The organism is Liberibacter crescens BT-1 (assembly GCF_000325745.1).
Classification (GTDB): Bacteria; Pseudomonadota; Alphaproteobacteria; order Rhizobiales; family Rhizobiaceae; genus Liberibacter; species Liberibacter crescens.
On the sequence record NC_019907.1, the window covers coordinates 939,349 to 957,967 of the forward strand.

Below are 18,619 nucleotides of genomic sequence, written 5' to 3' on the forward strand. Positions count from 1 at the left end.
TGAAAATACTTATATTTAAATTACACTCAAATAGCAACATTTTTCTTGTATCTGCAAACAATCAAAAATAAAGATATTTTTTTAAAGCATTTTTTTATTAAAAGCTTTCTCTTAGCTCTCATAAACCTTGATGATCCTATAAAAATATTTATCGTTCTGTAAGTTTCAGCTCAATACGACGATTAGCAGCGCGTGCCTCAGGAGTAAATCCTTCAACAAGAGGCTGATACTCTCCAAAACCAGCTGCAACAAGACGCTTGGCTGGAACTCCTTTACTCAAAAGATATTTGACAACAGAAACAGCTCGTGCAACTGATAATTGCCAATTATCAGCATATTTTCCATTACTGGACAAAAAAGGAGTATCATCTGTGTGGCCATCCACGCGAAGAACCCAATTGATTTCTGGAGGAATTTCCTTATTCAACTCAAGAACTGCCACAGCAAGATGATTCATTTCATTTTTACCAGCATCATTCAAATCACTTATCCCAGGCGGAAACAAAACCTCAGATTGAAAAACAAACCGATCCCCTACGACTCTAATATCATCCCGTTTTGAAAGAATCTCTCTCAAACGCCCAAAAAAATCAGATCGATACCGATTTAATTCCTGAACCCGCTGAGCAAGAGCAATATTAAGTCGACGACCTAAATCAGATATCTTCCCCTGATTTTGCTTATCCTTAGATTCAGAAGCCTGTAAAGCAATTTCTACGGCTCTAATTTGCGCTCGTAACGCTGCAATTTGCTGATTAAGAATCTCTATCTGATTGATTGACTTCTTTTTCTCAGCTCCGGGCTGATTTTCAACAGAAGCTCCCCCTTTTTGAGCTGAATCAAGCATCTGTCGCAAACGAGAACGCTCGCCTTCTGACTCAGAAAGAGAAGCTCTAAGATTTTGAAGTGAGTCCTCTATATTATGCTTCTCTGATCGCTCAAGACTAAGAATCTGAGTTAATTCTTCAATTTGGCTATATAAACGCGACAGAACCTTATCTCTACCATTAATTTCTCGGTTAAGAATGAATTGAGCAACAACAAATACAGTCAACAAAAACATAATTGCCATTAGCAACGTTGTCAAAGCATCAACAAAACCAGGCCAATAATCAACAACCCGCTCACTACGGCGCCGACGAGAAGATAGAGCCATTACTCACCCCTAATTCCATTGTTGTCTTTTCCATGACGTTGTTCTATCAATCGCTCTATCATACGGCACATAGAACGAGACTCATCTCGCTGAACCTCAACCCAATTTCGCAACATCTGCTGCTCTTTACGCATGTTCTTTACTAATGCCTGCACACCTTCTGCTAAAGCAGACATGGCAGTAGCTGAGCGTTGTTGTCCGACAGCATCTGGAGCCACCTGCGAAAGAAGTTCTATGATACGCCTCATTTCTTCTGAAAAGCCTATAGAAGACATCTCAGTATTTAAAGTGTTCTTTTCAAATGAAACATCAGAAAGCTGTGACAAGGTATTTTCTAGCTCTGTATAAAAACGACCCTGTGCACGACCGGCTTGTAAATCCAAAAAACCAAGAATCAAGGAACCAGATAACCCGAGCAAGGAAGAAGAAAATGCCGACCCCATACCAGAAAGAGGAGCAGATAAACCTTGCTTAAGAGATGACAGTATATCCGCACTATCGTGCCCACCAACATCAAGCGACTGGATAACTGAATTGATTGAAGTTATCGTATCAATTAATCCCCAAAAAGTTCCTAAAAGACCTAAAAAGACAAGAAGACCGACAAGGTAGCGCCATGTATCCCTTGTCTCATCAAGACGCGATGAAACAAAATCAAGAATATTACGTACGAGAACTAACGGCAAAGGTTTCTTGGGATAAATTCCAACAAGAAGCCGTGTAGGACTCAAAAACTTGCTTACTAAAAAGAAACGATCTGCATATCGAACATTACCAGATAAAAAATTGTTAAACCAACGCGATTCTTTACCTAAAGAAAGCAAATTACTGATAACCAGAAGGATACCAATCAACATAACAGAAATAATTAAAGTATTAAGACCAGGATTATGCATAAATGCAACCTGAACGCGACGAAACAAGATAGCTACCAAAAAAGACACAATGATCAAAAACAAAAATATCGTCAACAAAAACGGTGCTGGGCTAAAAAACAATCGAAGACTGCCTCTATTTTCTAAAATTTCTTCGTTTTTTTCTTGAGTAAACTGACTTGAATTTTTCATACCCCAGCAACCTCCTGTGTTTTACTTAATCTTTTCCATAAAAGAAGCACCAAAGAAAAAGAAACCATTGCTCTCCTAATTAGTCTCAAGATCAAAACCTATAACTTGAAGAAGCGCTTTATGGATATGCTGATTACCAGCAACAATTTCACCTGTTTTAAACATCATATTATTACCAGAAAAATCAGTAGTAAATCCCCCTGCTTCACGAATAAGAAGAATTCCTGCTGCAATATCCCACGGAGCAAGACCCTTTTCCCAAAAACCATCAAAACGACCAGAAGCAACATAAGCAAGATCAAGAGAAGCAGCACCAAAACGGCGAATACCAGAAACTTCTTGCATAACCCGACTTAATTGCTTTAAAAAGTAATCATGATTTCCATGTCCAAGATGAGGCACACCACAACAAATCACAGAATCTAGAAGGTACCGTCGAGTAGCAACACGTAAACGGCGATCATTAAGAAAAGCTCCCGCACCACGCTCAGCAGTATAGAGCTCATCTGTAATAGGATTAAAAATAACAGAAGCAACGATTTCTTTATGACGTTCCAGAGCGATAGAAACAGCAAATTGTGGAATCGCATGTAAAAAATTTGTAGTACCATCCAATGGATCAACAATCCACCGGTTCACGCCATCAGAACCTAAAATCTCTTTTTCTTCTTCTCCCAGAAATCCATATGCAGGACGAGCATGCATCAATTCATCGCTAATAATCTTTTGGGCTTTTAAATCAGCTTGTGAAACGAAATTAGCTGGTCCTTTTAAGGAAACCTGAAGATTCTGGACTTCACCAAAATCACGCGACAACGACTTGCCAGCTTTCAAAGCTGCATCAACCATGACATTTAAAAGAGCAGAACGAGCCATACAGTTAATTCCTTAATTGAATAAAAATAACATTTCAAAAAGTAAAAGATATCAGATAAAAACATAAACAGGATATACAAATATGTGCGTTCTTAAATTTTTATATCTCATGAATAAAAACTGAGTAATTCAGGATATGCTTAAGGAATGCGCAGCAATAAAAGAGTCTGCTTTTTTTACTCCAAGATTTTGTAAAATATCAGGAACACCAACATAAAAACCTTCTAATATTGGATCATTCAGACCTGCCTTACGGGACAGTACATACCATTTTACAGCTTCAACGAGATCAGGCTTTGTTCCAAGAGCATTAAAATACAAATACGCCAATCTATTCTGAGCCAAAACATTCCCTCGATTAGCGGCAATAGAAAGCCATTCAAAGCCTTTCTTATAATCACGCTCACCTCCAATACCATTAATAAACCAAAGACCCATATCCAGCTGCGCAGTATCAAAACCAGCCTTTGCAGCTCTCATCATCCATTGGCGAGACAGCTTTTTCTTTTCTTCTGGTAATTGAGGTAAACTATTATAAATACAAGCAACAGCATACTGAGCATCTACTATTCCTTGTTTTGCTGCTTTCTCGTAATAAGATAAAGCCAACTCAAGACCTTTATGTCCAGGATTTTCCTTAACAAGGATTTGAGCATAGTTAAATTGTGCAGAAGCATCATTCTTATCTGCAGCCTTCTTAATAAAAGCATACCCACGCTCTTTATTACGCTGAACATCTTTCCCATTAATAAGAATAAATGCATATCTTAACATAGCCGCAGGATCACCAGCTTCAGCAGCCTTTTCATACCAGAAAGCAGCCTGTTTTATATTACGTTTTACACCCAAACCTTCACCTAGAATCAATCCTACCAAAGTCTGTGCAGAAACATTGCCTTTCTCTGCATATTTTAAAGCCTTATCGAGCGCCGTAAGATATAAACCACGCTGAAATGCAGCATAAGCGTCATCAAAAGTCTCATTACTAGAACTTACACTTGACGAAATATTTTTATCGATCAGCGTCCTTGAAGGATCAAAAGCATTATCCTGAAGAGATGGCATAAGGAGATCAAAGGGATTAATCGTATTGATATAACTTCTTGGAACAACAGAAAAATTAACAAAAGGGGGAGCCATCAATGCATTATTGGCGTTAATTTGCTCTGTCACCGCAAAGAACGACATTACAACCACAATGCCAAAAGCTCTTGTCGATAGTTTTTTTTCTTCCATAAAAGTATGATCTTTTTTTCTCAACATTCTGAAAGCTTCTCTCTGAAAGCTTCTCCATGATCTTTTTGCTCCATGTACTACAACATATCACAAAATATAATCAAAACATGCTCATCCAAGAAAAATTCTCCTTTTTTCTTTTAAAACTTAATCAACTTGTTGCACTGCATAAAAAATTATAACTTATAATATAAGTATCCTTCTTTACAAACGACATTAAAATATTATCACTTTGTTTGTAAAAAACAGAAAATAATAACCATGTAATATTCCTGTAAAAGAATTTAGAGAATATTTTAATATAAAGTATGTCTATATTTTAAATATATGATAATGTATGCCCTTTCTAATATTGATAACAAGTAAAATTATGAATTCACAGTCATGATATTAATTGTTTAAGAGCAGATTAATGTAACGTATTATTAAGGAAAGCTTGATGGTTGAAAGTCCTCCTATAGCTATTGTAATGGGAAGCCAATCTGACTGGAAAATCATGAAAGAAACTGCTGACATGCTTGATATTCTTGGCATTAATTATGAAGCACGTATTATTTCAGCACATCGCACACCTGATCGTTTGATAAATTTTGGTAAAAGTGCCTATACAGAAGGTTTTAAAGTGATTATTGCAGGAGCAGGAGGTGCCGCTCATCTTCCAGGAATGCTTGCCTCCATAACATCTCTTCCTGTCTTAGGAGTCCCTATTCCATCACAAACACTCTGCGGACAAGATAGTTTGCTATCCATTGTACAAATGCCTGCCGGCATACCTGTAGGAACCATGGCTATCGGTAAAGCTGGAGCAATCAATGGAGCCCTGCTAGCAGCAGCAATTCTAGCTCTCGAAAATACAGATATTGCTGATCGTCTGGATGATTGGCGTCTCAAACAAACATCATCAGTAGCTGAATATCCAACGGACGATTTTTTATGAAATCAGATACCATTGGAATCGTTGGAGGTGGTCAACTGGCACGTATGCTGGCAATGGCAGCTGCACGCTTAAATTTTCGTATTATCATTCTGGAACCCAACCCCTCATGTCCTGCGGCCCAAGTTGCAAACAAACACCTCGTTGCCAATTATGACGATTTAGATGCATTAGATGAATTTTCCCGTCTTTGCAAAATTGTAACTTATGAATTTGAAAACATTCCTATACAAGCAACACATTATCTGACAACACGTCTTCCTGTTTATCCATCACCAGAAGCTCTAAAAATTTCCCAAGATCGTCTTTTCGAAAAGTGCTTTTTCAGAAATTGTGGTATCAATACCGCTCATTTTTATGAAATCAATTCACAATCAGATATAGAAAAAAAACTAGCTGATTTTACAGGTAAAGGTATATTCAAAACAAGACGCATGGGATATGATGGCAAAGGACAATATCTATATCATTCTGATGAATCTTTGGAGAAAATTTATTCTTCTCTTGGCAATAACCCACTAATATTTGAAGAATTTGTGCCTTTTAAATGTGAAATTTCTATTATTGCTGCACGCTCTGTCAATAATCTTATTACTTATTATGATCCAATAGAAAACACACATGATCAAGGGATTCTTAAAACCTCAAAAGTTCCGGCCAATATAAACAGTACAACGATCACCGCTGCTTATAAAGCAGTTGAAAAGATCCTTATTGCCCTTAATTATATTGGGGTTCTCTGTGTAGAATTTTTTATCACAGATGATGAAAGATTAATTGCCAATGAAATGGCTCCACGTGTTCATAATTCCGGGCATTGGACAGAAGCTGCCTGCGTCGTTTCACAATTCGAGCAACATATTCGCAGCATCAGCAATCTTCCTCTCGGGAAAACTTCTCGTCATTCAGATTGCATCATGCATAATATCATTGGGAATGAAATCAATACCGCCACTGAGTGGCTCAAGCACGATTCTGCTTTTATTCATCTTTATGGAAAGTCAGAAGCATTACCGCGTCGAAAGATGGGACACATCACACAAATTTTTTCTCTTCCAAAAAAATTTTAAAGCTCTGGAAGCGCATCAAAAAATATAGATCATCATTGTCTCTGTTGACAAAAATAAAATAGCCAGTTAGTTTTAATTTTTATAGCGTTTATAAATTTTTTGTATGGATCAAACAAAATGAAAATAAGAAATTCTCTCAGAGCTGTTAAGACACGGCATCGTTTAAATCGACTTGTTTACCGCAAAGGCCGTATTTATATCATCAATAAATTAAATCCACGTTATAAGGTACGTCAAGGATAAAAGAAACAATTCATCTTTACATAGAATTATACAATAATACAACAAAACATTTTTTATAATGAAAATAGTAATTACGTATCAAGGTTTTATTATTTATAGTTTTTTGTTATAAATTCTTAAAATTTATTGGCTAAAAATAGAATTCCATGCAGAATAATAATTCTGATCTTTCAGGATTACAAAAAACAATATAATAAGCGATGACATCATCAATCCGTATGCTATGGAAACAATCCAATCCAGTAAAGGACGGTTGTACCCATTATTCCAAGAATTAATAATTGATGCACATACGATAGTATAAAGAATAATAAAAATAATAAAACTGCTGATAGGAAAACTGGCACAAACAGCAGGAGCATCAAAGAGATTCATCCTTTTCTCCATTCAGTGTAGTTGTTACTAAAAATACGGTATACACCTATAAAGATAAAAGTTTTTCAGTTAAGAAACTTGAATATACCATGATGTCGTTATAAAAATTTAAAGTATAAGTTTTTATATTATTGTTTTCTTCATAATAAAATCTTTGTAATTTTTGAAAAGAATGCCACATTTTTATAATAAAATATTTCTTAATGATGTATAATGCCTAATCATGCAAATAAAAACCCTTAAAAAATTTTTAAAAAAAATCATTAAAGCTATATATATATACTTGTTATATATCTATAAGAAAAAAACATTTATATTTTTTATAAATGTTTAATCAGATTGTCTCAATATTATTCTTTATAAGAAAATTATTCTGAATCAAACCAATCATAATACTATTTAAAATAGAATTTTCTTAATTACTCTTGACTTTTTAAGTTAATAAGCCGAAAATAAACTTATGACAGAAAATATAGTAAAAAAAGATTCTTCTTCAAAAAAAGGAAGCGTAAAAAAATCAACTCCTAATAATGAAAATAATGTAGAAAATCTATTTTTAAAAATAGAAAAGCTTTTTGATACTGTTGCTACCAAAGAAGATATTGCACGTTTACATGAAGATGTATCAAATATAAACAACAAACTTAGCTTAGATCATTCAAAAAAAAATATATGTTGTATGAAGGAAATGATTTCTAATAATGTTTCATTAATAAAAAAAGCTATTTGTAATCTTATAAGCTGTATTAAAAGCTATCTAAAAAAATAATATATCAGTCTTTATGACGCTAATAAGCATGTACTTTTAAAAAGTAAAGTTATAAAAATTGATGTAAAAAATCTTATTAAAATGTTTTTTAAACTTTTTAATTCCTAATATCTTCTTCAAGTTTTGCTTTTTTTAACTCTACAGAATCTCCGCAACCACAAGATGAAATTTGATTTGGATTACAAAATTTAAATCTAGAATGAAGGCGAGTAACTTCAAAATCAAGCTCTAAACCAATCAAATAAAGCAAAGAAGAAGAATCAATCCATATTTTTGCACCATCTTTCTCAACCATATCATCTTTGCTATCTGGTGTAGTTACCAGATTAATGGTATACTCCAACCCTGCACAACCACCTTTTTTAATTCCAATACGAATTCCTTGCACAGAAGGCTCTGCATTGTTAACAATCTCATTAACACGAGATACGGCAGCATCTGTAATGGTTATTACATTGCCACTTACCATCATACTCTCTCCAAAATTTTATTTTTTAATAACCCATTATACCATAACCACATGAGATATCAATAATAGCCAATAGCAACTTGTGCCTCCTCTGACATACGATCTGATGTCCATGGAGGATCAAATGTCATAGAAACTTCTACTCCTGAAATACCTTCTACTGTACTTACTGCATTCTCTACCCATTTAGGTATTTCACCTGCAACAGGACATCCAGGAGAAGTCAGCGTCATCAATATTTTAACTAATCGATTATCATCAATATCAATTTTATAAATAAGTCCAAGTTCAAATACATCAGCCGGTATTTCTGGATCATAAACTGTCTTTAAAGCAGAAATAATATTGTCAGAAATTGTAGCTAACTCAGCCTCTGGAATAGATAACACAGTATTATTTTTATAATCTTCTGTGTCTTGTTCATCCTTTAAGATCTTATCAAGACTGTCATCAATACCCATTATCAGAAAACCCTAATTAAAAACATGAAGAGCATATTCCAAAGATTCAATAAGTTTATCAACCTCTTCATGAGTATTATACATCGAAAAAGAAACCCGACAAAGAGAATTTATCCCTAAAAATTTCAGGAGCGGCTGCGCACAATGTGACCCGGACCGAACAGCAATACCTCTCTTATCCAACAACATTGCAAGATCATAAGAATGAATCTTTCCTAACTGGAAAGAAAAAATACCGGCTCTTTCTGAAGCATTACCTACTAAATGACAAGCACTCATTGACATTAAACGTTCCTTGACATAGGCTGCTAATTTTTCTTCATAATCAAAAATACTATCTCGACCAATAGATTCTATATAATCCAAGGAAGCACCAAGAGCTATAGCCTGCACAATCGGAGGAGTTCCTGCTTCAAACCGATATGGAGGAAGATTATAGGAAATGCTGTCTTGATCAACTTCAATAATCATCTCTCCACCGCCCATAAAAGGTCTCATTTCCTGAAGACGATCTTCCTTGCCATAAAGCACTCCAATACCTGATGGACCATAAAGCTTATGTCCAGTCATTGTATACCAATCACAATCAAGATCACGAACATCAAGTGGAACATGCACAGCTCCTTGGCTGCCATCAACTAAAACAGGAACTCCATGCTCATGTGCAATACGACAGATATCCTTAATAGGCACCTTTGTTCCTAGAACATTCGAAACATGCGTGATTGCAACTAATTTTGTACGCTCTGTTAAAGATTTTGTAAATTCCTCTATATCTAGGACACCATTACTATCTACTGGAATCCAAATCAATTTAGCTCCACAACGCTCTCGTAAAAAATGCCACGGAACAATATTCGAATGATGCTCCATAATAGATAAAACAATTTCATCACCCTCACGAATATTTTCCATCCCCCAACTATAAGCAACGGTATTAATTGCTTCTGTAGAAGATTTTGTAAAAACAATTTCTTCGGGAGAAGAGGTATTCATAAAACGACAAACTTTACCACGCGCAGCTTCATAGGCTTCTGTTGCTGCGTTAGACAAAAAATGTATTCCACGATGTACATTAGAATATTCCTGGCAATAAACTTTAACTATCGTGTCAATCATTACCTGGGGTTTTTGAGCAGAAGCGGCATTATCAAGGTAGATGAGAGGTTTTCCATAAATTTTTTGTGCCAGTATAGGAAAATCTTGACGTATCGCTTGAATATCATAAGTCATAACTCTATTTCTCTAACCACAAGGAAAAGATGTTCTCTACTGCTTCAATTAATTGCGGATCTTCTAAATCAGAGAGAATTTCAATAATAAACGCATGAATTAACAAAGAACGAGCTTTACATTCTGGGATACCTCGAGCCATGAGATAATAAAGATGACGATGATCAATATCAGAAATTGTTGCCCCATGACCACACTGAACATCATTTGCAAAAATTTCCAGTTCTGGCTTGACAGAAAAACTTCCTTTATTTGAAACCAACAAAGAATTACATGCCATACGAGCATCTGTTCTCTGAGCATCACGCGCAACACGTATCATCCCTTGAAATACACCATTCGCTTGATCCAATACCACATTCCGAATTATCTGTGAAGAACGTGTATCAATCGTATTATGATGCAAAACTACAGAAAGATCATTATGCGTTTCATTCCTCAACAAATTAATGCCTCGCAACATCATCCCAGAATCTTTACCGTTAATATCCAGAAAAATTTCCTGTCGAACTAAAGAACCGCCTGCATTAATAACAACGAGTTTTAGGGATGCTTCTTTTTCCAAGATAATCCTTAATTGTCCAAGATGAACATCATCTTTACCTTGTTGTTGTATCATTACCCAAACAACTTCTGCGCCAGCTCCAACTCTTATTTCTGAAATTGAGGAGACAAAACTATTATTAGTTGTCATTGCTCTATGACGTTCTATAAAAGTTGCTTTTGACTTCGCTCCAAATCTCACAGAAAACCGAACATGTGCTTGCCCACCTGCATATAAAGATTGCAATTCTATTGGTTTCAAAAAGCAAGAATTATCTGGAATATGAATAACATAACCATCTTGGACGAATATTCCATTAACGTATCCAATAGCATCATGTTGACCAAGAGATGCCAGATTTTCTACTGCTTTACCATTCTCTAGAAACTGAGAAAAACGATCAATATTGATTCCAGTTATTTTAGTATCATAGGCTTTTCCCTGTTTAACAAAAAGTTGGTAACTATCTTTTACCAAACAATCAGGTACTAGATTATCAAAACTGAATTCTTTGTCTTCTGGAAGGGATTTTAATAATGTCTTTAGATTAGTATAATGCCAAAATTCAACTTTTGGTGTTGGAAACCCTTGATTACAAAAATCCTGAAATAAACGATTACGCACTGCCAACACATCCTGATTACCGGGAAGCATCTGATGGCACGTATTGTACTTTGAAATCAACATCTTCTCTAGGTCTGTCAAGAAGGTTCCCACTCTTTATTAAACCCTTCTTTCATTTCCAGAAACAGAATTTGCGTCTTTTATGACCCCAGAATAACCGTTCTTTTCAAGCTCCAGAGCAATATGAGCATTACCTGTTTTAATAATTTTGCCAGCATAAAGAACATGAACAGTATCTGGAACAATATATTGTAGCAATCTTTGGTAGTGAGTAATAATAATAAATGTACGATCAGGATCACGAAGAGCATTCACTCCATCAGCAACTATCCTTAAAGCATCAATATCTAACCCTGAATCTGTTTCATCAAGAATACATAATTTTGGTTTTAATAAACTCATCTGCAACATTTCAACACGTTTTTTCTCTCCACCAGAAAAACCAAAATTAAGTGGACGCTTGAGCATATCCATATCAATCTTCAGATCACTGGCAGCACTTTTAACATAGCGTATAAAATCAGGAGTTGAAAGCTCATCTTCATTGCGAGCTTTTCGCTGTTCATTCATCGCTACTTTTAAAAATTGCATCGTTGGAATACCTGGAATTTCTACCGGATATTGAAAAGCTAAAAAAATACCACTTATAGCACGCTCAACAATATCCATATCGAGGATACTTTTATTTTTATACAAGATGTCTCCACCCGTAACCTCATAATCCTTATGACCCGAGAGAACATAAGAAAGCGTTGACTTACCTGATCCATTCGGCCCCATGATTGCAGCAACCTCACCGGCTTTTACCCGCAGATTGAGTCCACTAATAATCTCTGTATCCGTTTCCAGAATTTTGGCATACAGATTTTTAATTTCAAGCATCTTTTCTTTCCATATAATCGTAAGATAGGTATATAATATATTAAAATTGTATTAACCAACCGATCCTTCTAATGAGATATCAATAAGCTTTTGCGCTTCAACAGCAAACTCCATAGGAAGCTTTTGTAATACTTCTTTTACAAAACCATTGACAATTAACGCTATTGCTTTTTCTTCAGGAATACCGCGTTGTAAACAATAAAACAAATGTTCATCAGAAATTTTTGAAGTCGTCGCTTCATGCTCAAAATTACATGATGAATTCTTTGCTTCAATATAAGGAACAGTATGCGCTCCGCATTTATCTCCGATTAACAAACTATCACATTGCGTAAAATTACGAGCACCAGTAGCTCGACGATGACCCAAAACTTTACCACGATACGTATTATCAGAAAAACCAGCAGCTATTCCTTTAGAAATAACCCTACTGGTTGTATTCTTAGCAAGATGTATCATCTTGGTACCACTGTCTATCTGCTGGAATCCGTTGGAAATAGCGATAGAATAAAATTCCCCAGAGGAACCTTCACCACGCAAAACACAAGAAGGGTATTTCCAGGTAATCGCTGATCCAGTTTCTACTTGAGTCCACGAAATCTTTGCTTTCTTACCACGACAATCTCCTCGTTTGGTAACAAAATTATAAACGCCGCCTTTACCTTCCTTATCTCCTGGATACCAATTTTGAACTGTAGAATACCTAATTTCCGCATTATCAAGAGCAACCAATTCAACAACTGCTGCATGAAGTTGATTTTCATCACGCTGCGGTGCTGTACAACCTTCCAGATATGAAACATACGAACCTTCTTCAGCAATAATCAGTGTTCGCTCAAACTGTCCTGTATTTTTTTCATTAATCCGGAAATATGTTGAGAGCTCCATAGGGCATCGAACTCCCTTCGGAACATAAACAAATGAACCATCTGTAAAAACTGCCGAATTAAGTGCTGCATAAAAATTATCTGATACCGGAACAACTGAACTTAAATATGTTTTGACAAGTTCTGGATGTTTCCGAATTGCCTCTGATATTGACATAAAAATTACGCCAGCTTTTTTTAATTCTTCTTTAAAAGTTGTTACAATTGAAACAGAATCAAAAACAGCATCAACGGCAACTTTAGAAGTTTGTACTCCAGCAAGAATTTCCTGTTCCCGCAAAGGAATTCCCAATTTTTTATAGGTTTCAAGAAGTAGCGGATCAACTTCATCAAGTGATTTTGGTCCAGTAAAATTCTTAGGAGCTGCGTAATAATACAGTGAATTAAAATCAATCCTGGGATACTGAACACGTGCCCAATCAGGTTCTTTCATTTCTAACCAAAGATGATACGCATGAAGACGCCATTTCAGCATCCATTCCGGTTCATCTTTCTTTGAAGATAAAAAACGAATGATATCTTCATTGAGACCCTGAGGAGCCTTCTCAACCTCAATATCCGTTTTAAACCCATATTTATATTGATCAACATCAATTTTCTGAACTTGATGTATCGTTTCTCTTACTGCTACCATAACAATTGTTGACCTTACAAAAGGTAAGCCTTAATTTAAAACCTCTTCAAGAAGTTTGACAAAAAATAAAATAGGTTATTTTAACATGTTTAACTAAATAGAACTTATAGTAATATAATAAACTCAATTTTTTATTTAAGCAATATTTTAAAAATATTCTTCCTATTGTCATGGAAGACGTTTTACTATCTTTTCTAATACAGTTAAAAAAACATGAATATGTCGTTCTGATGTTGTAGGTCCAAGAGAAACACGTAAAGCTCCCTTGACTGTATCGTACCCCATTGCTTTCAATACATGGCTTGTCCCTACTTTTCCTGAAGAACATGCAGAGCCTGCAGAAACAGAAATTCCTTCAACATCAAAAGCAATTTGTAAAGTCTCCGCTTTTACATGAGGAAAAGTAAAAAACAGGTATTAGAAATGCGCGTTACATTTTCTCCATAAATGAGAACATCAGGAACAATAGCCTTCAAACCTTTTTCTAATTGTTCACGTAGTTCTGAAAGATACAAGGAACGTTCTCTAATCCCTTTTCCCATGGTCATAACTGCTGCAGAAAAACCACGAATAGCAGGAATATTCTCTGTACCAGCCCGATATCCATTTTCCTGACTACCTCCATGTAAAAGAGGCTTCGGCAATCGCATATTATCCCGTGATACCAATGCTCCTGCACCTATTGGACCACCAAGCTTATGAGATGAAATAATAAAAAAATCAGCATCTATCTCTTTAAAGGACAAAGGGATGCGACCAGCAGCCTGTACAGCATCAACAACAAGAATACCTCCATGTTTCTTAACAATTTTAGAAACTTCCCTTACTGGCTGAATAATTCCTGTTTCATTATTTACAAGCATGACTGCAATCATAGGAGCATAAGATAAAAAATTTCTACTTTCTAAGTTTCTAGAAAGAGCTTCAAGATCAATAACGCCTTCTGAGGTAACAGGTAATGTATAAACATGATTAACAGGGAATCTACCACCCTTAAGGATTGCAGGATGTTCTATTGCGGAAATATATAATGAATCAAGCCTTGTTAATTGACCTAAAATATAAAAATCAGGTGTCAAAACAAAATTAGCAGCTTCGGTTGCACTACTTGTAAAAATTACATTCTCTACTTTTGTGTCACAAAATTCTGCGAGTGCATGTCGTGCACACTCAAGATACTGACGTGATTTTCTTCCTTCTTGATAAATCGAAGAAGCATTACCAAATTCATTCAGTGCTTCTATAAAAACACTGCGCGCTTCAGGAAGCAATGGAGATGTTGCATTCCAATCCAGATAGATTCTCTTCTCAAACACAATAAAACCCCAATCTAAAAATCTCTCATACAGTTCTCTCTTGAAAAAGAGATCCTGATTGATCTATAACCTTTTACAGTTAGCAAAAGAGCAAAAGTTGATTATAACTCTTGCTTAAAAAAATTGACAAGAATCAATTTATCCTTGTTTGTTTTCTATTTTTTATAATAACGAGATTATTTATGCCTGAAGTTGTTTTTAATGGCCCTACTGGCCGTCTTGAAGGTCGTTACCAACCTTCAGAAGATAGCAATGCTCCTATAGCCTTGATTCTACATCCCCATCCCCAATTTGGAGGGACGATGAACAATCAAATTGTCTACCAACTTTTTTATATTTTTCAAAAACGCGGCTTCGCAACTTTAAGATTCAATTTTCGAGGTATTGGCCGTAGTCAAGGCATGTTTGATCATGGTGAAGGAGAATTATCAGATGCTGCATCAGCCCTTGATTGGGTACAAACCATGAATCCTGATTGCAAGCATTGCTGGGTTGCTGGCTATTCATTTGGAACATGGATTAGCATGCAATTATTAATGCGCCGACCAGAGATTAAAGGTTTCATTTCAGTAGCCCCCCAACCTAATATTTATGATTTCTCCTTTTTAGCACCTTGTCCTTCTTCAGGATTAATTATTAATGGAGATGCCGATAAAGTAACGAATGAAAAAGATGTCCTGGGACTTGTTGAAAAGCTGCAAGCTCAAAAAGGAATTCTGATAACTCATAAAGTAATCGCAGGAGCCAATCATTTTTTTAATGATAAAATCGATGAGCTCATCTCTGAATGTTCACAATATCTTGATGAACGACTGGCAGGAAAACTGATACCAAAACCACCACTGAAAAGAATTCGTTAAAAACAACCATCTACTGCAAAAATGATTTTGATACCAAACGCCTCATTTATACACCCTTTTTATTAAACTGAAGCGGTATTCAGTTGGAAAAGATATCCATGATCAAAAAGGAATTTCCTTAAGAGACATTTTTCCCTGATTTAGAACGAACATGTTCTGCAGGCGATTCAACCTCAAAGGAAATAACAGGTTTTTTATTTTCTTCTGTCTTTACCAAGAATTTTACAAGACCACCTTTTTTAAGATTACCAAAAAGAATTTCATCCGCCAAAGGCTTCTTGATATATTCTTGAATAACTCGTGCTAATGGCCGAGCACCCATTTGTTCATCGTAACCTTTTTCAGCAAGCCAATTAACGGCCTCTTCTGAAACATGAAAAGAAATATTTTTATCATGAAGTTGAAGCTCTAATTGCATTATAAATTTAAGAACAACTTTATGAATAACCTCTGGAGGCAGAGGTGAAAAAGTGACAATCGTGTCAAGACGATTCAAAAACTCAGGAGAAAACAATCTCTTCAAAGCTTCTTTATCTTCATCATTTCGCTTGGAGGAACTAAAACCAATTAAAGATTTTGACATTTCAACTACACCAGCATTAGTTGTCATAATCAAAATTGTATTACGGAAATTAATCTTCTTACCATTTTGGTCCGTAAGCATTCCATAATCCATAACTTGCAACAATATACTAAAAATATCAGGATGCGCTTTTTCAATTTCATCAAGCAAAACAACACTATGCGGATTCTGGTCAACACTATCTGTAAGAAGCCCTCCCTGATCAAAACCAACATAACCAGGAGGCGCCCCCAACAAACGAGAAACCGTATGACGCTCCATATATTCAGACATATCAAAACGTAAAAGTTTTACCCCTAAAAAAGAAGACAACTGTCTACTGACTTCTGTTTTCCCCACTCCTGTAGGACCAGAAAAAATATAGCAACCAATCGGCTTATTTGGTTCACGAAGGCCAGCACGAGCCATTTTAATCGAGCTTGAGAGAACTTTAATGGCCTCCTCTTGTCCATAAACAACTGAACCAAGTTCTTTCTCGAGATTCATCAAATCAAGTTCATCATCTTTAGAAATATTTCCCAAAGGGACTCTGGCAATAGAGGCCACCGTCATTTCAATATCTTTTTCAGTAATCAGTTTGCGACGCCGTGATAATGGCTGCAGTGCCTGTGCTGCTCCTGTCTCATCAAGAACATCAATTGCTTTATCTGGAAGTTTACGCTCTGTTATATAACGAACAGATAACTCTACTGCCGACTTAACCGCTTCCTGTGAATATCGTAAACTATGATAACTTTCAAAATAAGGCTTAAGGCCTTTAAGAATTTCAATAGCATCTTCAACAGAAGGCTCAGCAATATCAATCTTTTGAAACCGACGGAGTAACGCCTTATCTTTTTCAAAGAATTGCCGATATTCACTATAAGTTGTTGCACCAATACAACGAACATTTCCTGAAGAAAGAGCTGGTTTTAAAAGATTAGAAGCATCCATGGAATTACTTGAAGTCGCGCCTGCACCAACCAACATATGGATTTCATCAATAAAAAGAATAGCCCCAGAACAAAGCTCTATTTCCTTGATAACCTGCTTTAAACGTTCTTCAAAATCACCGCGATAACGTGTACCTGCAATTAAACAACCCATATCAAGTGAAAAAATCTTGGATTTTGCTAATGATTCGGGGACCTGACCATCAACAATCCGCTTAGCTAAACCTTCAGCAACTGCTGTCTTGCCAACTCCTGGATCACCAATATAAAGAGGATTATTTTTGAGACGACGGCATAAAACCTGAATCGTACGATTAATTTCAGTCTGACGACCGATTAAAGTATCTATTTTTCCTTGTTTAGCCTTCTCATTGAGATTAATACAATAAGCACTTAATGCATCCTGTGACTTGCGTATCCGCATTTCTCCATCACGCATAAATTCATTTTCAGAACTGAGATTTGTCATACTCTGAGATGAATGCCAATGGAAAAAATCAATATGCTTGCCAATACCGTGAGAAATAAAATTAACGGCATCATAACGTGTCATTTCTTGTTCTTGCAAGAAATAGGCGGCATGGCTTTCTCGTTCAGAAAAAATAGCTACCAAAACATTTGCACCTGTTATCTTGTTCTTTCCCGAAGACTGAACATGAATCACTGCTCTTTGAATGACCCTCTGAAAACCAGCTGTTGGCTTACATTCATCCTTATATTTCTTATTAACCAAGGAAGAAAGTTCATTATCCAGGTAATCTGTTAGAGATTTGCGCAAAACATCCAAATCAACATTACAAGCATGCATTACTGCTGCTGCATCTGTATCGTCAATTAATGCTAGCAAGAGATGTTCAAGCGTTGCATATTCATGACTGCGCTCATTTGCAAAAATCAACGCCTGATGCAATGCTTTTTCAAAATTTGATGAAAAAGTTGGCAAAATACAATCCTCACTGCTTTTCCATAATACATTGTAAAGGATGCTGATGTTGACGAGCGAAATTCATAACCTGATGCACTTTTGTTTCAGCAATTTCATAAGTGTAAACTCCACATTCACCAACTCCCTTTTGATGAACTTTTAACATAATCTGTGTCGCAAGTGCACGGTCTTTTTGAAAGAAACTCTCTAAAACATGAATCACAAACTCCATAGGAGTGTAATCATCATTTACAAGCAACACGGAATAAAGGCTTGGCTTTTGAAGTTTTGGATACGTCTTGGTGATAACAAAAGTATCTTGATCAAGATCCTCTTTTGAATTCTTATCACCTACCTGCATATAGACGAACGATCTTTCAATCATTTTTCTACTCCCCTTCCTTCCAGAAAAGATACACAAAAACCTGAAATCATATTCAAACTTCTCAATAAACTCCATTTTTTGTATGAAAAATTACTAACATTCTTTTCCAGATCATTTTACATATTTTTAAATGAACTAAAATGCCTTTTTAAAGGCAT

Annotated in this window: 18 protein-coding genes and 1 pseudogene; 5 read left to right on the plus strand and 14 right to left on the minus strand. The window is 35.7% G+C overall.

Going from position 1 to position 18,619, the window contains the following annotated elements:
* Nucleotides 1-148: 148 nt before the first annotated feature.
* From B488_RS04110 to B488_RS04125, 4 genes are all read right to left on the minus strand, one after another.
* Nucleotides 149-1,156 (minus strand): peptidoglycan -binding protein, encoded by a 1,008-nt coding sequence (locus B488_RS04110; RefSeq protein WP_015273275.1) that lies wholly within the window; start codon nucleotides 1,154-1,156, stop codon nucleotides 149-151.
* The gene (locus B488_RS04115; protein WP_015273276.1) at nucleotides 1,156-2,223 is read right to left on the minus strand and encodes a hypothetical protein; all 1,068 of its coding nucleotides are present in this window, start codon (nucleotides 2,221-2,223) and stop codon (nucleotides 1,156-1,158) included. The genes B488_RS04110 and B488_RS04115 overlap by 1 nt, the downstream gene beginning before the upstream one ends.
* A 75-nt stretch (nucleotides 2,224-2,298) precedes the next feature.
* Nucleotides 2,299-3,099 carry an inositol monophosphatase family protein gene (locus tag B488_RS04120; RefSeq protein ID WP_015273277.1) on the minus strand — a complete coding sequence of 267 codons (801 nt, stop codon included), beginning with the start codon at nucleotides 3,097-3,099 and terminating at the stop codon, nucleotides 2,299-2,301.
* Between the two features lie 129 nt (nucleotides 3,100-3,228).
* Nucleotides 3,229-4,239: a tetratricopeptide repeat protein gene (locus B488_RS04125; protein WP_015273278.1), complete on the minus strand. Its 1,011-nt coding sequence runs from the start codon at nucleotides 4,237-4,239 to the stop codon at nucleotides 3,229-3,231.
* 535 nt (nucleotides 4,240-4,774) lie between these two features.
* On the opposite strand from B488_RS04125, the gene purE reads away from it, so the two are divergent.
* The 3 genes from purE (at nucleotide 4,775) to B488_RS04140 (ending at nucleotide 6,582) form a co-directional block, all read left to right on the plus strand.
* Entirely contained in the window at nucleotides 4,775-5,272 is a 498-nt protein-coding gene (purE, locus tag B488_RS04130) for a 5-(carboxyamino)imidazole ribonucleotide mutase (protein WP_015273281.1), read from the plus strand.
* Entirely contained in the window at nucleotides 5,269-6,339 is a 1,071-nt protein-coding gene (locus B488_RS04135; RefSeq protein ID WP_015273282.1) for a 5-(carboxyamino)imidazole ribonucleotide synthase, read from the plus strand. Before purE ends, B488_RS04135 begins: the two co-directional genes overlap by 4 nt.
* Before the next feature lie 117 nt (nucleotides 6,340-6,456).
* Nucleotides 6,457-6,582, plus strand: coding sequence for a ribosomal protein bL36 (locus B488_RS04140; RefSeq protein WP_015273283.1), 126 nt, complete (start codon nucleotides 6,457-6,459; stop codon nucleotides 6,580-6,582).
* A gap of 123 nt (nucleotides 6,583-6,705) precedes the next feature.
* On the opposite strand, the gene B488_RS04145 is transcribed toward B488_RS04140, so the two are convergent.
* On the minus strand, nucleotides 6,706-6,957 hold the full coding sequence (locus B488_RS04145; RefSeq protein ID WP_015273284.1) for a hypothetical protein: 252 nt from the start codon (nucleotides 6,955-6,957) through the stop codon (nucleotides 6,706-6,708).
* Between the two features lie 460 nt (nucleotides 6,958-7,417).
* On the opposite strand from B488_RS04145, the gene B488_RS04150 reads away from it, so the two are divergent.
* Nucleotides 7,418-7,726 (plus strand): hypothetical protein, encoded by a 309-nt coding sequence (locus B488_RS04150; protein WP_015273286.1) that lies wholly within the window; start codon nucleotides 7,418-7,420, stop codon nucleotides 7,724-7,726.
* Nucleotides 7,727-7,823: 97 nt separating this feature from the next.
* Here B488_RS04150 and sufA read toward each other — a convergent pair whose 3' ends face one another.
* The 7 genes and pseudogenes from sufA to B488_RS04185 all read right to left on the minus strand — a co-directional run bounded on the left by sufA (nucleotide 7,824) and on the right by B488_RS04185 (nucleotide 14,776).
* Complete coding sequence (sufA, locus tag B488_RS04155; RefSeq protein WP_015273287.1) at nucleotides 7,824-8,195, minus strand: Fe-S cluster assembly scaffold SufA; 372 nt, start codon at nucleotides 8,193-8,195, stop codon at nucleotides 7,824-7,826.
* A gap of 59 nt (nucleotides 8,196-8,254) precedes the next feature.
* Nucleotides 8,255-8,656 (minus strand): SUF system Fe-S cluster assembly protein, encoded by a 402-nt coding sequence (locus B488_RS04160; RefSeq protein WP_015273288.1) that lies wholly within the window; start codon nucleotides 8,654-8,656, stop codon nucleotides 8,255-8,257.
* A 12-nt stretch (nucleotides 8,657-8,668) separates the two neighbouring features.
* Nucleotides 8,669-9,889 (minus strand): aminotransferase class V-fold PLP-dependent enzyme, encoded by a 1,221-nt coding sequence (locus B488_RS04165; RefSeq protein WP_015273289.1) that lies wholly within the window; start codon nucleotides 9,887-9,889, stop codon nucleotides 8,669-8,671.
* A gap of 4 nt (nucleotides 9,890-9,893) precedes the next feature.
* Complete coding sequence (gene sufD / locus B488_RS04170; RefSeq protein ID WP_051012121.1) at nucleotides 9,894-11,120, minus strand: Fe-S cluster assembly protein SufD; 1,227 nt, start codon at nucleotides 11,118-11,120, stop codon at nucleotides 9,894-9,896.
* A 36-nt stretch (nucleotides 11,121-11,156) separates the two neighbouring features.
* Nucleotides 11,157-11,939, minus strand: a complete 783-nt coding sequence (gene sufC, locus B488_RS04175; protein ID WP_015273291.1) for a Fe-S cluster assembly ATPase SufC — start codon at nucleotides 11,937-11,939, stop codon at nucleotides 11,157-11,159.
* Between the two features lie 51 nt (nucleotides 11,940-11,990).
* Nucleotides 11,991-13,460 (minus strand): Fe-S cluster assembly protein SufB, encoded by a 1,470-nt coding sequence (gene sufB, locus B488_RS04180; protein WP_015273292.1) that lies wholly within the window; start codon nucleotides 13,458-13,460, stop codon nucleotides 11,991-11,993.
* A 168-nt stretch (nucleotides 13,461-13,628) separates the two neighbouring features.
* A pseudogene (locus B488_RS04185) lies at nucleotides 13,629-14,776 on the minus strand (cysteine desulfurase family protein).
* 182 nt (nucleotides 14,777-14,958) lie between these two features.
* Here B488_RS04185 and B488_RS04190 point away from each other — a divergent pair.
* On the plus strand, nucleotides 14,959-15,636 hold the full coding sequence (locus B488_RS04190) for an alpha/beta hydrolase (RefSeq protein WP_015273294.1): 678 nt from the start codon (nucleotides 14,959-14,961) through the stop codon (nucleotides 15,634-15,636).
* 118 nt (nucleotides 15,637-15,754) lie between these two features.
* On the opposite strand, the gene clpA is transcribed toward B488_RS04190, so the two are convergent.
* Entirely contained in the window at nucleotides 15,755-18,094 is a 2,340-nt protein-coding gene (gene clpA / locus B488_RS04195) for an ATP-dependent Clp protease ATP-binding subunit ClpA (protein WP_015273295.1), read from the minus strand.
* Nucleotides 18,095-18,104: 10 nt separating this feature from the next.
* Entirely contained in the window at nucleotides 18,105-18,437 is a 333-nt protein-coding gene (gene clpS, locus B488_RS04200; RefSeq protein WP_015273296.1) for an ATP-dependent Clp protease adapter ClpS, read from the minus strand.
* Nucleotides 18,438-18,619 lie beyond the last annotated feature (182 nt).

Excerpts from the sequence above, each read along its gene's own strand:
- B488_RS04110 (WP_015273275.1), bottom strand. The coding sequence starts at position 1,156 with ATGGCTCTATCTTCTCGTCGGCGCCGTAGTGAGCGGGTTGTTGATTAT.
- B488_RS04115 (WP_015273276.1), bottom strand. The coding sequence starts at position 2,223 with ATGAAAAATTCAAGTCAGTTTACTCAAGAAAAAAACGAAGAAATTTTA.
- B488_RS04120 (WP_015273277.1), bottom strand. The coding sequence starts at position 3,099 with ATGGCTCGTTCTGCTCTTTTAAATGTCATGGTTGATGCAGCTTTGAAA.
- B488_RS04125 (WP_015273278.1), bottom strand. The coding sequence starts at position 4,239 with ATGGCTCCCCCTTTTGTTAATTTTTCTGTTGTTCCAAGAAGTTATATC.
- purE (WP_015273281.1), top strand. The coding sequence starts at position 4,775 with ATGGTTGAAAGTCCTCCTATAGCTATTGTAATGGGAAGCCAATCTGAC.
- B488_RS04135 (WP_015273282.1), top strand. The coding sequence starts at position 5,269 with ATGAAATCAGATACCATTGGAATCGTTGGAGGTGGTCAACTGGCACGT.
- B488_RS04140 (WP_015273283.1), top strand. The coding sequence starts at position 6,457 with ATGAAAATAAGAAATTCTCTCAGAGCTGTTAAGACACGGCATCGTTTA.
- B488_RS04145 (WP_015273284.1), bottom strand. The coding sequence starts at position 6,957 with ATGAATCTCTTTGATGCTCCTGCTGTTTGTGCCAGTTTTCCTATCAGC.
- B488_RS04150 (WP_015273286.1), top strand. The coding sequence starts at position 7,418 with ATGACAGAAAATATAGTAAAAAAAGATTCTTCTTCAAAAAAAGGAAGC.
- sufA (WP_015273287.1), bottom strand. The coding sequence starts at position 8,195 with ATGGTAAGTGGCAATGTAATAACCATTACAGATGCTGCCGTATCTCGT.
- B488_RS04160 (WP_015273288.1), bottom strand. The coding sequence starts at position 8,656 with ATGGGTATTGATGACAGTCTTGATAAGATCTTAAAGGATGAACAAGAC.
- B488_RS04165 (WP_015273289.1), bottom strand. The coding sequence starts at position 9,889 with ATGACTTATGATATTCAAGCGATACGTCAAGATTTTCCTATACTGGCA.
- sufD (WP_051012121.1), bottom strand. The coding sequence starts at position 11,120 with ATGTTGATTTCAAAGTACAATACGTGCCATCAGATGCTTCCCGGTAAT.
- sufC (WP_015273291.1), bottom strand. The coding sequence starts at position 11,939 with ATGCTTGAAATTAAAAATCTGTATGCCAAAATTCTGGAAACGGATACA.
- sufB (WP_015273292.1), bottom strand. The coding sequence starts at position 13,460 with ATGGTAGCAGTAAGAGAAACGATACATCAAGTTCAGAAAATTGATGTT.
- B488_RS04190 (WP_015273294.1), top strand. The coding sequence starts at position 14,959 with ATGCCTGAAGTTGTTTTTAATGGCCCTACTGGCCGTCTTGAAGGTCGT.
- clpS (WP_015273296.1), bottom strand. The coding sequence starts at position 18,437 with ATGCAGGTAGGTGATAAGAATTCAAAAGAGGATCTTGATCAAGATACT.